Raw genomic sequence first — 16381 nt, 5'->3', positions numbered from 1 at the left:
CATAGTTACTTCTTATTATTAATAGTAGCCAAGCTACTGAATTTATCACTGACTATCCAGCATAAAATGCTAAAATAGCGAGATTATTTTCAAAGAGAGATTAAATGTGACGGGCAAAGACAGTATTTATGCCACTGAGCAAGCAGTAAAAGATTTCACTTTCGACGCCAATGTCGTCGAAGTGTTTCCAGATATGATCCAGCGCTCAGTGCCGGGCTACGCGACAATAGTAAGCACAATGGGCAAACTTGCGGGTACTTACGCGCAAAGTAACTCAAACTTATATGACTTAGGCTGCTCTTTAGGCGCGGTCACGCTAAGCATGCGTAGAAATATAGATAAAGAAAACTGTCATATCATTGCCGTGGACAATTCACAGCCTATGGTAGAGCGCTGCCAACTGCATCTAAAAGGCTTTAAATCCGACGTCCCAGTCTCGGTCACTTTAGGTGATATCAATGAAATAGAGATTAGCAATGCATCTGTCGTTGCGATGAACTTCACCCTACAGTTTATTCCACCAGAAAACCGCAAAGCGGTTCTAGAAAAAATATATCAGGGTTTGAAACCTGGTGGTGTACTGCTATTAAGTGAAAAAATCCGCGGTGAAAACGATACTAAAGACAACTTACTTATCGACCTTCACCACGACTTTAAACGCCACAATGGCTACTCAGAATTAGAGATCAGCCAAAAACGCAACGCGATTGAAAACGTGATGCGCACGGACTTGTTAAGTACCCACATGACAAGATTAGAAGCTATTGGCTTTAATCAAACTCAAGTGTGGTATCAGTGCTTTAACTTCTGCTCAATGGTAGCAATAAAATAGAGGCAATTATGAATCATTGGTTTACCGACTTTTATGCAACCATTGCGAAAACCCCTTTGAGCCATTGGCTAGAAACGTTGCCTGCGCAGCTTAGCCATTGGCAAAAAGAAGCCCAACATGGCGACTGGCCGAAATGGGAAAAAGTCATTAAAAATCTACCAGAGATCTCAACCACCCATGTTGATATAAAAACCAAGGTTGAGATAGGTACTGGCGAAGACGTCAATGAAGGTCATCAAAAGCAGTTAACGCATTTACTAAAACGCATGATGCCATGGCGTAAGGGACCATTTCATTTACATGGCGTCCATATTGATACTGAGTGGCGCAGCGACTGGAAATGGGACCGACTGCTCCCCCATATCAGCGACCTTCACGGCCGTAATGTATTGGATATCGGCTGTGGCTCTGGTTATCACTTGTGGCGTATGCGCGGTGAAGGCGCAGAGCTTGTTGTTGGCATTGACCCCTCCGATCTATTTTTATGCCAATTCCAAACGATTAAACACTTTAACCCCGATCCAAACGTGCATTTACTACCACTAGGTGTAGAGCAACTGCCTGAGTTAAAAGCATTTGATACTGTGTTTTCAATGGGCGTGCTATATCACCGTCGTTCACCAATCGACTTTTTAGCGCAGCTAAAGTCTCAGCTAAGAAAAGATGGCGAATTAGTGCTAGAAACACTTGTCATTGAGGGCGATGTAAATACAGTATTGGTGCCGACCGATCGCTACGCCAAGATGCGCAATGTCTGGTTTATTCCAAGCTGCGACGCATTAACATTATGGCTTGAGCGCGTGGGCTTCAAAGATATCAAGGTAGTAAACAAAGACGTCACGTCGTTAGACGAACAGCGCCAAACTCCTTGGATGGAAACAGAGTCGCTTGCTGATTTCTTAGATCCAAATGACACCAGCAAAACCATTGAAGGCTACCCCGCTCCGCTCCGTGCTATATTTATCGCGAAAGCGTAATATTTTGTTAAATAAATCATGCTTAATGAAGGCTTGGACTGTTAATCCAAGCCTAGTAACACTGCTAATGTTGACAAGCAGCACTACAGTCAATATTTGTAGGGGCAACTGTACCGCAACACCCGCCATGGCTATATGTGAAGCACTCAGGCCCATTTGATAACCCACCAGCAATAGCGGGGGTTTGAGCATGTGGAATTGCCTGTTTATCTTTAGATAACGTTTTAATTTTCTTTTTGTTGAGTTTTAAGTGCATTGTCAGCTCCTTTAGTTAGACATTTGTACACCTCTACAATAACACAAAAAAAACAACAACAAGCACAATTTAGTTACACTTAATTCACATTCTTCTATAAGTCCGGCAATATGATTTGTTTACTATATAAAGTAAATGTGTAGTAACCCCTTGCTCATACTTAAGTCAAAAGTTCGCTATAAATCCCGCTAAAAAAGGAGCTAAATAAGCTCCTTTTTTCGTATGTACAGCTAATGGGCATTAACCCAATAGTTCACCTAACTGCTTGCTTACCGCATCAACAGCTTGTGTACCATCTAGTTTGTGATATTGCGTGTTACCAGCATCCGCTTCCGCACTGTAGTAGTCTACTAGAGGTTTAGTTTGCTCATGGTAAATCGCTAGACGTTTACGTACTGTCTCTTCAGTGTCGTCATCACGAATGATTAGGTCTTCACCCGTTACGTCATCTTTGCCTTCTACTTTAGGCGGGTTGTAAACGATGTGGTAAACACGACCAGAACCTGGGTGTACACGACGACCGCTCATACGCTCAACGATGATCTCATCTGCCACGTCAAATTCGATAACATGGTCAACTTTGATGCCATTTTCTTTCATTGCATCTGCTTGTGGAATTGTACGTGGGAAGCCATCAAGCAAGAAGCCATTTGCACAATCTTCTTTTGCGATGCGCTCTTTTACCAAACCGATAATGATTTCATCAGATACTAGTTGACCTGCATCCATGACTTTTTTCGCTTCAAGACCCAACGGAGTCCCTTCTTTGATAGCAGCACGTAACATGTCGCCTGTCGAGATCTGAGGGATCCCATATTTGTCCATTAGAAATTGAGCTTGAGTACCTTTACCTGCACCCGGCGCGCCTAGCAAGATGATGCGCATAATTGAATCCTCGTTTGGAGTTATTGGTGTTTGTGTGGTGAATTTTTCCATATACGGTGCCGATCCTCAAGGAACTTATACTAATTGATAAGGAAGAATGGCAATTTTTCCGTCAAAAACAAAAAAGCTCCGCGATCTGCAGAGCTTTTGGTCAGAAATTAATCCTGATTATAAAAATGCACCTAGTGCTTTAACTTGGTCTAGCATGCGGCAAGAGAAGCCCCATTCGTTATCATACCAAGCCATCACTTTTACCAGCTTTCCATCTACTTTGGTTTGTGTAGAGTCAAACACTGAAGAAGCTGGGTTGTGGTTGAAATCGATAGAAACCAAAGGTAATTCATTGTACTCAAGGATTGCACTCATCGCGCCCTCAGCAGCCGCTTTGATTGCTGCATTCACTTCTTCTTTTGAAGTGTCACGCTTAGCAACAAACGTTAAATCAACCAGTGATACGTTGATGGTTGGCACACGAACCGCCATACCGTCTAGTTTGCCAGCAAGTTCAGGAAGCACTAAGCCAACCGCCTTTGCCGCGCCCGTTTTCGTCGGGATCATTGACTGAGTAGCACTACGCGCACGATATAAATCCGGGTGGTAAACGTCTGATAGATTCTGATCGTTGGTGTAGGCATGAATGGTTGTCATGCTACCTTGCTCAATACCAATAGTATCATTCAATACTTTTGCAATAGGCGCAAGACAGTTTGTGGTACAAGATGCGTTAGAGATAATGGTTGATTCAGCATTTAGTACTTCGCTGTTAACGCCATGAACAACCGTTGCATCCATATCTGTGCCCGGCGCAGATACAATCACTTTTTTCGCACCAGCTTCAATGTGTTTAGCCGCAGCTTCACGAGAAGTGAACAACCCAGTACATTCAAGTACGATATCAACGTTTAGCGCTTGCCAAGGAAGATTTGCAGGGTCACGCTCTTGCGTTAGCGTGATTTCGTCACCACCGATAACGAGTGTGTTGTCGTTAAGAACAACCTGCTCTTGAAAGCGACCATGTACAGAGTCAAATTGAGTCAAATGCGCGTTTACGTTTGCAGGCGCAAGGTCGTTGATGGCAACGACTTTGATGTCTTTATTCTGACCTGACTCGTACAGTGCACGAAGTACGTTACGACCGATACGTCCATAGCCATTAATTGCGATATTAATCATGATAACTGTCCCCTAATCTATTTTACTTCACTTGCTTGTTTCGCAAGCGCTTCAATGGCTTGCCAGTCTTTGTTTGCGATAAGTGCTTTATCAAGCATCCAAGTACCGCCCACACATACCACATTGTCGAGTGCAAGATACTTAGGTGCAGTTGCCAACGAAATACCACCCGTTGGACAGAATTTTACTTGTGGAATTGGTCCGCCAATGGATTTAAGCATTGGTGCACCACCTGCTGCTTCTGCTGGGAAAAACTTTAAGAATTCAAAACCGTGACTTGCAAGCTTCATCACTTCGCTTGGCGTTGCAGCACCTGGAAGAAATGGAATACTTGACGACTTAGCCAATTCTAATAATTCGTCATTAACACCAGGACTTACCATGAAGTCAGCGCCGGCTTCTACAGAGGCATTAAAGGTTGCCTTATCCACTACCGTACCAGTACCAACATAGGCGTCTGGTAAAGCCGCTTTAATGTCTTTTACCGCTTGCGCTGCCACCGGTGTACGAAGTGTCACTTCAAGTGCTTTTAAGCCACCATTAAACAATGCCGTAGCAAGCGGCACCGCGTCTTCTAGGTTATCAATAACGATAACCGGAACCACTGGTGCTGCTGACAATATCTCTTTAATACTCATGCTCACCCTCATTCCCACTGTTATTATTCTTCGATGCCAAATGAGCATGCACCTTGATCTGCACTGCTCACTACGTGTCTAAATCCTGAGAATAGCTCTCGACCCGTACCAAATGTTTGAGATTGCGGTGAGAGCTGTAATTCGCGCTGTGCCATTTCTTCATCAGAAACATGTAGCACTAATTCGCCTTTTGGTGCATTTAAGGTGATCAAATCACCTTCGTGTACTTTTGCAATTGCACCACCTTCAACCGCTTCCGGCGCAAGGTGGATCGCCGCAGGTACTTTACCCGAAGCACCAGACATACGACCATCTGTCACAATCGCCACTTTAAAACCTTGGTCTTGTAATGTAGCCATGACAGGTGTCAGTTTATGTAACTCAGGCATACCTTTCGCTTTAGGGCCTTGCTCTTTGATCACGGCAATAAAGTCTTGGTTAAGCTTGCCAGCACTAAAGGCTTCTTGTAATTCGCTTTGAGAGCTGAATACTTTCGCCGGTGCAGTCACCGTTTGGTGCTGCTCTTGTACCGCAGACACTTTAATCACCGCTTTACCCAAATTACCATTAAGTAGTTGCAAGCCGCCTTGCTTGTTAAATGGATTTGCTACTGGGCGAAGTACTTCTTCATCCAGTGAATTCTCAGGTACTGGTACCCACTTCACTTTGGCAGGGCCTTGATTGTCGCTGATAATCACATTGCTGTTGATATCCAGTAGTGGCTCCATCGTGTAAGCATCAAGTCCTTCACCCACAATCGTCTTTACGTCATTGTGTAAGAAGCCGCCATCTCTTAATTCACGCATTAAGAAACCCATGCCACCAGCCGCTTGGAAGTGATTTACGTCGGCATGACCATTTGGATAGATACGTGTTAACAAAGGCACTACTTCAGACAAATCCGCCATGTCTTTCCAAGTGATTTGAACACCAGCCGCTTTTGCCATTGCGACTAAGTGAATGGCATGGTTGGTAGAGCCACCAGTAGACAACAGCCCGACCAAGCCATTAATCACGGTTTTTTCACTCACGATATCCGCAAGTGCATTGCCGCTTTTACCGTCAAGTAGCTGAGTTAGCATGGTCTCAACCGCACTCGCCGTTAAGCCATCTCTTAATTCTGTGTATGGATTGATAAACGAGCTACCAGGTAAATGAAGACCCATGATCTCCATTAGCATCTGATTCGAGTTTGCCGTACCGTAGAAAGTACAAGTACCTGCACTGTGATATGAAGCACTCTCAGCTTCAAGTAACTCTTCGCGGCTGACTAAGCCCTGTGCAAACTTTTGACGAATGCGCGCCTTTTCTTTGTTCGGGATCCCAGATTGCATTGGGCCTGCTGGTAAAAAGAAAATGGGCAAATGACCAAAAGACAAAGCACCGATTAATAGTCCTGGGACGATTTTGTCACATACACCAAGACAGAAAACCCCATCGAAGACATCGTGTGATAACGCCACCGCTGTTGACATGGCAATTACGTCACGAGAGAACAAAGACAGTTCCATGCCATCGCGACCTTGGGTAACCCCGTCACACATAGCAGGTACACCACCCGCTACTTGTGCAGTCGCGTCAAACTTGTTTGCCACTGCTTTAATTAAATCTGGATATTCTTTATAAGGTTCGTGCGCAGACAACATGTCATTGTACGAATTGATAATTGCTAGATTCGGTTGCTCGTCTTCTTTTAGACGAGTCTTATCACTGCTTGAGCAAGCAGCCATTACGTGTGCTAGGTTTCCACAGCCCAGTCCTGCTCGTACGCGCGTTTGTTTTTTTGCTTGTTGGATTCGAGCTAAATAGGCTTGACGTGTTGCTTTGCTTCGCTCAATGACGCGTTCGGTGACTTCCTGAATTCGTGGATGCAACATATTACTGACTCTCTAGTGTTAGAGGAAAAAGGCTCTGCACGATTACCAGCATTCGTGGTAATCCTTGTACAGAGCTGCTTTGATTTACCCGTTCAAAGGTACGCTATCAGGTTGTCTCTCACCCCAACCTGACACCGGTGTCACTATATTTACGCATAAAGCTGACACCGGTGTCAACCCTTCTTATAAATTTAGTCTAACTTTTTAAAATGACCAAATTATAACCACTTAAAACTTTGCCGATATCTGTAGTCTTAAAATCATTACCTAGCTGATTTTATTAGTAATTATTATGACAAAAAGAATAATATTAATGATTGAGCGAAATCATTATTTGATAGCGAAGTTATCAATGAGCCTTAACTTGGCAACATGACCTTTAATCTATGGGTCAGCGAGCCTGATTATCGTGACATAAATCTGCGCATTTATTTAGTCCGCAACATTTTCCCTAGTAGCTGCGAAAATAAAAAGCCCAACGGCTAAGCGTTGGGCTTTGGGGCAAGTATAAAAATTGAAAAAGTTATGAATTCGAGCGCGCTTTCGTCGACTCTCGAGTGATGAGTTTAGCTTCTAAAACTTGCTGAAACGGTGCTTCTTGCGGCTGAGATATATGCTTAATCAGCTCTTCTACCGCTATCCGAGTCATTTCTTCCACAGGTTGTGCTATCGTCGTCAGACCCGGCCAAATATGCCTTGCGATAGGTGCGTTATCAAACCCAGCAATAGATAACTGCTCGGGCACTTTGATTTCTCGCTGCGTAGCAAGTTTTAACACGGCCGCAGCCATATAGTCGTTTGATGCAAATACAGCCGTTGGCCTTGGCTCTAAGTCCAATATGGCTTTTGCACTGTCTGCACCTGAGTGATAACTAAAGTTACCTTCTGCAACTAACCGCTCTCGATATTCAATACCATGCTTCGCTAGTGCTTTTTGGTAACCAGAGAAACGATTTTCCGTGGCACTGTGATCAGGGTGACCTTTAATAAAGGCAATTTCGATATGACCTAAATTGATCAGATGCTCAGTTAACTCAAAAGCGCCCTGCTCGTCGTTACTGCGAATTGAAATCGAATCATCGCCTTCAATGGCTGAAGCAACGCGTGCATAGGGAATATTACGCTGCTTTAAAAAAGCAATAAGCTCGTTGGAGTCTGAAAACGGCGGAGTAAGCACAATACCATCAAGCCTCGATGTGGTAAGCAGCTGATCAACATTGTCGATAAGGTCTTGGCCGCGCAGCTCACAAGGGTGTATCAATAAATTGTAACTATGCTTCTGACACGCTTCCAGCGCACCACTTTGCACTCGCGTGATATAGCTTTTTGATGGGTTGTCGTATAAACAACCGATGATAAAGCTACGATTTTGTGCCAAACCGCGTGCAATAGGATTAGGCTTATAATTCAGCTCTTCAAAGACCTTCAGGACTTTTTCCCGCGTTGCTGGACTAACATTTGGCTCGTTATTTAATACCCGAGATACTGTCTTTTTAGACACTCCGGCATATTCGGCGACGCTATTAATAGTTACTTTTTTCATCGATTTTCCCTTAAGCCCGGCGTCGCTCATGAATACATGCTGCTGCGCCAATCAGTGGGATATTATCTTGTACCACCAAAGTAACTGGAATTTGGCTCGTGTACTGTGACATCATGCCTTTTTCGGTAAAGCGTTCAACAAAGCTACTTGCTTGTAATCGCGCTTTCATCCGCGGCAAGATCCCACCACCTATATAAACACCACCTAAGGCACCAAAAGTCAGCGCTAAATCGCCGGCCACACTCCCCATCCAGTCACAGAAATGACTCAATGTCGCATCGCACACTTTGCACTCTTTCGCAAGTGCACTGATCTGCGCCGCATTAAGATCTTTAGCTCGCTCACCACGCACTTCTGCCATGGCTTTGTAGAGTCTCGCAATACCTGGGCCCGAAAACACCGTCTCGACTGAGACATGTTGAATACTCGCGCGCAGTACCGTTAACAGCTCTTTATCTAAGGCGGTAACCGGTGCAAGTGAGATATGTCCCGCTTCACAGCTCATCACCGCGCTGCCATTAATATCTCTAGCAAGACAAGCCGCACCAAATCCAGTGCCAGGACCCATTACACCGATATTTGCACCTAGCTCAGGCTGGCCTTGCTTAATCACTAGGTTTTTCTCTAGTGCTAAGTAGGGCGCCGCATAGGCAAAAGCGGCAAAGTCGTTGATCACGGCAAGTTCGGTAAAATCGAACTGGGCTTTGATGTCTTCGGAATTAAAATGCCAACCTAAATTAGTTAAATGAACTTGCTGAGATTTGATAGGACCGGCAACCGCGAGACAGGCTCGGCTTGGCTGCGCTACAGGTAGCTCAGTTAAATATTTTTGGATAGCGGATTCAAAAGACTGGAATTCAGCACTAGGAAAAGTGGCTTGATGCGTAATTACAAAATGGTTAGTTCGTGTATCAAAATCTGACACGATTGCAAATCTGGCGTTTGTTCCCCCGATGTCGGCAACGACAATCGGCTCAAACGGCACGGATGAATGGCTTGTTGTCTGGCTCATATTATTATCTCTTTATCACTGCGATTATGCTTGGGCTAACATCAGGGCTGCCAGCACACGTCCTGCAATTTATTGTCTCAACTCGCCAAAATTTGCACGCCTTGGCTTTTGTTCTTACCTGTTATTCTGTTAATTTGGTAAAAAATGCTGCCCTTGGCATAGGGCAGCCAAATACGTTTTGACAACAAAATGATAAAACATCGACATTATGACACCGGTGTCAGACTGTATCAATAAAAATTTGCAAATTCGGTGAAATTGGTTGAAAAAAAAATTGAATGGCTGACAATGTCACTGTCTTAAGCGTTGAGAAGAACATGAAAGGTAAAGCAACTTCATTTGATATCGCCCATTATGCTGGCGTTTCGCAATCTACGGTGTCGCGTGCCCTAAGAAATAGCCCTTTGGTTAACGAAGAAACTCGTCGTCGCGTTCATGAGATTGCTAAAAAGCTTAACTATAAGGTCGATAAAAACGCGAGTAATCTGCGCACGCAGCAAAGCAGTACATTGGCTTTGCTGCTATTTGAAGATCCCACAGAAGACGAGTCGCAAATTAATCCTTTCTTTTTGAGTATGCTTGGCAGTATTACCCGAGCGTGTGCAAAAGAAGGCTATGACCTTTTAGTATCGTTCCAATCGACGAGCAGTGATTGGCATGCCGATTACGAGGATAGTCACCGTGCTGACGGGTTAATTTTACTAGGCTATGGTGATTACATCGATTACCAGTCAAAGTTACAAACTCTACTCGACAACCACACAAAGTTTGTTTGTTGGGGGGCAACGGTTGATAACCGTCCAGACTTAACGGTGAGCTGCGATAATTACGGTGGTGGTGTATTAGCTGCAAAGCATTTAATCGACATGGTCAGAACAGATTGTGCATTTATTGGCGATGCTTCGGATCACAGCCCAGAGTTTTTTGCACGTTTTAAAGGCTTTAGAGACACCCTTAAAGCAAAAGGTATTGAGGTGAGCGACCGTAAGATGGCAAATGCGATTTCCACAGAAGACTCTGGGTATCATGCAACTCGCTCCTTAATCGCCAACAATGTTAAATTTAACGCGCTTTTCGCTGCTAGCGATCTTATTGCTATTGGCGCGATTAAGGCGCTTCAAGAAGCAGGCGTTCGCGTGCCTCATGATGTACATGTCGTTGGCTTTGATAACATTGCCGCTGCGGGTTATGTTTCTCCCTCTTTAACTACTGTGCAGCAAAACACCACATTGGCAGGACAAATGCTGGTCGATAACTTACTTACGCTTATCCGAGGTGAAGCGGTAGCCTCTACTCTCTTGCCACCGAAATTGATTGTTAGGCAGTCTTCACGCTAGCAATAGCGATAAAAATGCCGAACTCATCTTCGGCATTTTTATGGGTTTACTTACTGTTTGTTATTTCAGTTTACTTTCTACGATTGGGTAGTGATCCCACACTTGTTTTTCATTAAGAGAGCGCACTAACTTTACGTATTCAGCATGTGTCCAAGCCAAAGGCGTCGCTGAGTTGGTTCCTTCGCCAAGTTGATAGCCAAAGGTATTTTTACCCACACCATCCCATACTTGCTCAGGTAACATCATGCCTTCATTAGCAAAGTGCTCCATCCCCTTCACGTAGGTATTTTGTATTTTGCTCTGTTCATCCGCACTTAACTCACCATCGAGCAGCGCCAGCGCAATATCATAGTGACCACGCTCTCCGGTAAAGAAAGGCCACACTCGACCGCGTTGGCCATCGGTATTCTGACCATTTTCGGCATAATTAATACCGCGCTTCTCGTCTTCACCATAACCGTCGTTACCGTAACGGCGATACCCCGGATAACTATTAACATCGCCATCAAATTTAAAGCTATATTTTACTCTTAAGTTTTCAGCTATCGACTCATCATCATATTCAGGCATGGTAGCCACGATGCTTGGGGCATCAGCCCCTCTAACCCCGTAACGCACAAGTTCTAAAAAGCCACCGTCGATGATTTGCTTCTTATCCATTCCGCTGCGGCCATTATTGGCATTTAAGGTCGTACTGGAATTAGGGTTTTCGTCTTGTCCAATACGGAAAAAATATTGACCGTCACTGTGTTTGCTTTGCAGATTACCTTTGGTTGTGAACATGAATGACTCAACATCACGATTGTACTGCTGCGCCGTCGCAAGGAATTTCTCTTGTCCCGCTTTATCACCGGCCAATTTAGCAATGTCGCTCGCCGTCACAAGGCCTGCAATGATTGCCGCGGTAGTCGATGGTGAATAGCCATTTTGCTCTTCCCAACGCTCTTGTTGCGTCGCAGGCGGTATGATTTGCGTGTCATTCCACAATATTTTAGCCAGCCCTCCTTCAACTAAAAAGTTAGCCGCGGGCTTTAACATCTTATTGTACCAATAAACCAGTCTATCATCGCTTAGCACACCCGCTTGCCACAGTTTCCATGCCAGCATAATCGGCATTGCTGTTTGGTCAAGCTGTACTCCAACCCACTCAAGCTCGCCATCTACATGCGTTTTTTGTAAGAACCAGCCGGTATCACCATGGTTACCCGGTGTTTTATCCGTAACTTGCACTTTTTCTAGATACTCAAAAGCAGTGAGTGCTGTTTGTGTATCTCCCATCGCCAAAAATGCCATCGCTACTTGATAAAAATCACGCACCCATACTGCTTTATAACCGGTATGGCCTTGTTCTGCTGGTACTGTGTCACCCCACGGATTCGACAACGATGCTATCAGTGCACCGGCATGGGTTTTATCTTCTTGCGCCTTAAGCACAAGCGCACTGGTGTAAAGTAACTTGCCGTTGTCTGCGGTATTTGCCGTCATGGACTCTAGTGGCGCTAAACTTTCGAGATAATCTTGCCAGCCCATCGCAGTGCCTTGACCATTATAATCAGCCAGTACTTTATCGTAACCTTTGGCTAATGTGGCTGCCCCCTCAGCAAAGCTTTGCTGCTGAGAATGACCAAAACTCAAGGTAAGGTCAAAGGTGCTGCTGCCCTTTACTTGTCCTAAGTTTGCCAACCAGTTAACGTTGCCACTCTCTTTGCCTGTAGATGCATAAGCCAGAGCTATATGTCCTGTAGTCTCAAGTGCCGCTAAATTATCGCTGGTGCCAGTAAAACCGACAGATGCTTCAACAAAGCCGGTTTTGCTCTGCAATGAGAGATAGTTCTTACCTTCCCATGCTAACAAACCTTGCTCTGTCACTTTTGCAAAATCGTTTAAGCCATTGTTATTCACGTATGGATTAACGTTCACAACAGCCTGTACATTTTTGAATTCAGTATCTACTTTTGCTCGAACAAACAAGGTTTGTCCATCAGGGTCGGTAAAAATATGCTTTTCAAGAGTAAAACGGCCTTGCTTATCCTTGCTTAATATTTTGTAAGCCAGCGATAACGGGCGCCCACTGGCATCTTTATAAAGGTAGTCAATCGTGACATCTAGAGCGTCAGTATCAGATTCTTTCACTGCAAAGCCGTCACCCACGATGATAAATTGCATGTCTTTGATCTGCGCTTGGTGAATAAGTCCAAACATGGTCTCTGTGATCATCCCTTTTGCAACAGAAAACCATACCTTTGAAACTGCTTTAGTAGCCGTAGAATCGCTGTACTTGCCGTCTTGGTACGCTTCGTACGACGTACCAATCCCCGTTTTTCCAGAGTATGACCAATAAGGTTTAACGCCAGGTGCACCTGGTGCCGTCAGGGTTTCATTGCCAGATTGCTGTGATCCGCAACCCATGAGGCCAGCACTTACCAAGGCAAGTGCGATTGTTGATAGTTTAATCATCTCGTTCTCCTTATTGAGCCTTTATCGTGACTCTTGAAACAGCTAATGCAGCGAGTAAAAATGACACGCCTCCGATGACGAGTGCGAATATCGGTTGGTTATCAAAACCATGACGCAGAATTAGACCTAGAATACTGGCGGCGAGTAATTGTGGGATCACGATAAAAAAGTTAAAGATCCCCATAAATACACCCATTTTGTTGCTTGGCAAAGCGTTACTTAACATCGCGTAAGGTAATGACAAAATAGATGCCCAAGCAAAGCCAATGCCCACCATTGGCAACCAAAGTAATGTGGGGTCACCGATAAATTTGAAGCTAATTAAAGACACTGCGCCAAAAAACAAGTTAGCTGCATGTGCCCCTTTGAGACCGATGCGCTTAACCATGAATGGGATCACCATCGCAGCAATAGCAGCAAAACCATTGTAGGCTGCAAATAACACCCCGACCCAATCAGCACCGTCGTTATAAAGCTTGCTCGTTACATCTGACGTACCATAGTGATGGCTCGTCACCGCTGAGGTGGTGTAGATCCACATGGCAAATAGCGAAAACCAGCTAAAAAACTGCACCACAGCAAGCTGCTGCATGGTCTTTGGCATCGTAAATAAGTCAAAAATAACATGATAAAAACCATTACTTACGCGCTGCTTTTGCTGCATCACATGCGCAATGACAAATACAATTGCAAAAGCGATGAGCAGCCCGCTAAGCAAATAAAGCTCTTTTTCAAGGCCAAGAAGTGCAACGGCAAGCAGTACAATAACGCCAATGAAACCGCTCACCGCACTGCCTTTTAAAAAGTTCACAGGTAAGTCTGATTGAGTTGCGCTCTGCGTATTCGTTTGCGCTTGTTCAAAGGCTGCGAGTTGCTCAGGGCTATATTCTTTCGTTTTTAGAATCGTCCACAATACGGAGATGAACAAGATAGCTCCCCCCCAGTAAAATGCGTATTTTACCGAGTCAGGGATTTGTCCTGCAGGAGCTGTGTTACTCACCTCAAACCAATTAGTCATCATCCAAGGCAGCGCAGACGCGACCACGGCACCGACACCAATGAAAAAGCTCTGCATCGCATAACCTGTAGCACGTTGCTTTTCATTCAGATTATCACCTACTAATGCTCTAAACGGCTCCATCGTGACGTTGATCGACGCATCCATGATCCACAGCATACCCGCCGCAATCCAAAGCGTTGGAGAATTGGGCATAATGAAAAGCGATAGCGTGGTGAGAATAGCCCCCCACAAGAAAAATGGTCTTCTACGCCCAAGTTTTCCCCATGTTCTATCACTCCAGTAGCCGATAATTGGCTGCACGATTAAACCCGTTAAGGGCGCTGCAACCCACAATATAGGGATGTCATCGACCTTGGCACCGAGGGTTTGAAAAATACGACTCACATTGCCGTTTTGCAGTGCAAAACCAAATTGGATCCCAAGAAACCCAAAGCACATATTCCATATCTGCCAAAAACTGAGTTGTGGTTTTTGTTGTTCTTGTTGCATAGCTTACTTCTCTACTTGATAAACCGCGCTGGCAAGCGGCGCTAGCGCAATCGTTGCGTTGACGTGCTCGCCATCAGTCGTTGGTTGTAATTGTAAAGTCGGGTGTGACTCTAAAATATCGTTATAAGCACCATGCCAGTCTTTAGGCAGATTTACGGTGACTATTTGTTCTTGTTCCGCATTAAAGTTGCTCACGACCAACAACTTTTGTTGACCTAATTTACGGCCAAATGCCATAACTGTTTCAGCATTGCTTGGCATCTCAGCACTCAGGGTGACTTGCTGGTATTCACCAGCCGCAATCGCCGGCTGTTTTGCAAGATTGAGTAATTTGACGTAGTAATTACGAAGCGCCTTCTGCTCATTTGAAAGAAGCGCGCCATCAAACTTCCCGTCATTCATCCATTTCTGATGTTCGGGTACACCAATATAGTCAAAGATACTGGTTCTGCTTGGGCTGCCGAACCCCGCCTGCTCAGAGCCATCCTCCCCTAATGTTTGTCCAAAATAGATCATCGATGGCGCTGTGCTTATCAGGTGACTAACCACCATAGCGGGTTTACCTTTTAGCGGATCGCCTACAAATTCAGGGCTTGCGATACGCTGCTCATCATGGTTTTCTAAAAAGTGCAACATATGTGGGGCAATATCGGCTACCGATAGATGACTATCCAATACGGCTTGGGCACTACCTTTGCCTTGCATTAACACCTTTAACGTGTCGTAGAAACCCACTTTGTCGTAGAGGTAATCCATCTTCCCTTGCTTGATATACGGGCGATATAAAGTGGGGTTATAGACTTCTGCAAGCAAGAAAGCTTCAGGATTTTTTGTTTTAATCGAAGAGTTTAGGAAGCTCCAAAACTCTACTGGCACCATTTCCGCCATATCGTAACGGAAACCGTCTACGCCCTTTTCTAACCAAAAGTGCGTAATGGCTTGAAATTTGTACCAACTATCTGGCAATTGCTTGTGTTGCCAAAATTCAAAATGTGCACGGTAATCCTGCTGAGCATAATCGTCAGGCAGGCGTTCGAAATCGTAGCTACCGTCAGGCTTCACCCCGTAATTCACTTTGACGGTTTCATACCAATCATTAATATCAGGCTTTGCCGCACGAGCACCGTTACCGGTCCACTTTGCTGGATTTTCTGCAAATTTGCCATCCGCCAATGGATGAGATCCACCACCTAACACCTGATAGCCTTCACTCGTTGGTACTGTAAATTCCTCACCAACCACGTAATAAAAGTTATTGTCCCTAGCATATGCAACTTGCGTGTCGTCATTCGCGCCAAAATCGACAGTTCCTTTAGGCGCACCGAGTGACTCATAGTTACGAGCGACATGGTTTGGCACAATATCGATGATCACTTTCAAGCCGGCGTCATGTGTACGTTCAATTAAGGCTTCAAATTCAGCCAGTCGCGCAGAAGGATCGTTCGCAAGATCAGGGTTAACGTTATAGTAATCTTTTATTGCATAAGGTGAACCCGCTCTGCCTTTTACAACATCAGGATCATCTTGGCTGATCCCATACTTACTATAATCCGTCACTACTGCGTGATGGAGCACGCCGGTATACCAAACATGGGTCACACCCATAGCCTTAATTTGTTGTAATGCGGTAGGAGTAAAATCAGAAAACTTGCCTACGCCGTTTTCCTCTATTGTTCCCCAAGGTTTGTTCACCGCTTTGGTGTTGCCAAAGAGCCTTGTGAATACTTGATAAACAACAGGTTTGCTCACTGGCGCCACTTCCGATTGCAATGTCATTTGTTCGGTTTTTTTATCAACTGGCTTGGGGCCACAGCCGCTTAAACTCACTGCACCACCCAAAAGCGCTGACACAGCCAATAGTAGAGATTTATTTTTCATAGTGTT

13 protein-coding genes are annotated in these 16381 nt (G+C 44.8%); 3 read left to right on the top strand and 10 right to left on the bottom strand.

Annotated features, from left to right (window positions below; translation table 11 throughout):
- Positions 1-106: 106 nt before the first annotated feature.
- Together cmoA and cmoB are read left to right on the top strand one after the other, a co-directional pair.
- Positions 107-832: a carboxy-S-adenosyl-L-methionine synthase CmoA gene (cmoA, locus tag PNC201_RS07095; protein WP_102056606.1), complete on the top strand. Its 726-nt coding sequence runs from the start codon at positions 107-109 to the stop codon at positions 830-832.
- A gap of 8 nt (positions 833-840) precedes the next feature.
- Positions 841-1809, top strand: a complete 969-nt coding sequence (cmoB, locus tag PNC201_RS07090; RefSeq protein ID WP_102056605.1) for a tRNA 5-methoxyuridine(34)/uridine 5-oxyacetic acid(34) synthase CmoB — start codon at positions 841-843, stop codon at positions 1807-1809.
- A 64-nt stretch (positions 1810-1873) separates the two neighbouring features.
- Here the strand turns inward: cmoB and PNC201_RS07085 are convergent, their stop codons facing one another.
- The 7 genes from PNC201_RS07085 to glk form a co-directional block, all read right to left on the bottom strand.
- On the bottom strand, positions 1874-2065 hold the full coding sequence (locus tag PNC201_RS07085) for a hypothetical protein (protein ID WP_102056604.1): 192 nt from the start codon (positions 2063-2065) through the stop codon (positions 1874-1876).
- Between the two features lie 240 nt (positions 2066-2305).
- A complete protein-coding gene (adk, locus tag PNC201_RS07080; RefSeq protein ID WP_010378026.1) occupies positions 2306-2950 on the bottom strand; it encodes an adenylate kinase in 645 nt (214 codons plus the stop codon).
- Between the two features lie 168 nt (positions 2951-3118).
- On the bottom strand, positions 3119-4123 hold the full coding sequence (gene gap / locus PNC201_RS07075; protein ID WP_102056603.1) for a type I glyceraldehyde-3-phosphate dehydrogenase: 1005 nt from the start codon (positions 4121-4123) through the stop codon (positions 3119-3121).
- 17 nt (positions 4124-4140) lie between these two features.
- The gene (locus tag PNC201_RS07070; RefSeq protein WP_010378022.1) at positions 4141-4761 is read right to left on the bottom strand and encodes a bifunctional 4-hydroxy-2-oxoglutarate aldolase/2-dehydro-3-deoxy-phosphogluconate aldolase; all 621 of its coding nucleotides are present in this window, start codon (positions 4759-4761) and stop codon (positions 4141-4143) included.
- 23 nt (positions 4762-4784) lie between these two features.
- A complete protein-coding gene (gene edd / locus PNC201_RS07065) occupies positions 4785-6638 on the bottom strand; it encodes a phosphogluconate dehydratase (RefSeq protein WP_010604050.1) in 1854 nt (617 codons plus the stop codon).
- 523 nt (positions 6639-7161) lie between these two features.
- Entirely contained in the window at positions 7162-8181 is a 1020-nt protein-coding gene (locus tag PNC201_RS07060) for a LacI family DNA-binding transcriptional regulator (protein WP_010604049.1), read from the bottom strand.
- 10 nt (positions 8182-8191) lie between these two features.
- The gene (gene glk, locus PNC201_RS07055) at positions 8192-9193 is read right to left on the bottom strand and encodes a glucokinase (RefSeq protein WP_102056602.1); all 1002 of its coding nucleotides are present in this window, start codon (positions 9191-9193) and stop codon (positions 8192-8194) included.
- Between the two features lie 317 nt (positions 9194-9510).
- Here glk and PNC201_RS07050 point away from each other — a divergent pair, with 317 nt between their 5' ends.
- Entirely contained in the window at positions 9511-10530 is a 1020-nt protein-coding gene (locus tag PNC201_RS07050) for a LacI family DNA-binding transcriptional regulator (protein WP_039495539.1), read from the top strand.
- Between the two features lie 60 nt (positions 10531-10590).
- Here PNC201_RS07050 and PNC201_RS07045 read toward each other — a convergent pair whose 3' ends face one another.
- From PNC201_RS07045 to PNC201_RS07035, 3 genes are read right to left on the bottom strand one after another with little or no spacing between them, the layout of a single operon-like run.
- Positions 10591-12987, bottom strand: coding sequence for a glycoside hydrolase family 15 protein (locus tag PNC201_RS07045; RefSeq protein WP_102056601.1), 2397 nt, complete (start codon positions 12985-12987; stop codon positions 10591-10593).
- Between the two features lie 10 nt (positions 12988-12997).
- Positions 12998-14497, bottom strand: a complete 1500-nt coding sequence (locus PNC201_RS07040; RefSeq protein ID WP_102056600.1) for an MFS transporter — start codon at positions 14495-14497, stop codon at positions 12998-13000.
- A gap of 3 nt (positions 14498-14500) precedes the next feature.
- Positions 14501-16375 (bottom strand): alpha-amylase family glycosyl hydrolase, encoded by a 1875-nt coding sequence (locus PNC201_RS07035; protein WP_102056599.1) that lies wholly within the window; start codon positions 16373-16375, stop codon positions 14501-14503.
- Between the last annotated feature and the right edge of the window lie 6 nt (positions 16376-16381).

The organism is Pseudoalteromonas sp. NC201 (assembly GCF_002850255.1).
Classification (GTDB): Bacteria; Pseudomonadota; Gammaproteobacteria; order Enterobacterales; family Alteromonadaceae; genus Pseudoalteromonas.
The sequence above is the reverse complement of the archived record's forward strand: the minus strand, read 5'-3'. Positions and strand labels throughout refer to the sequence as shown.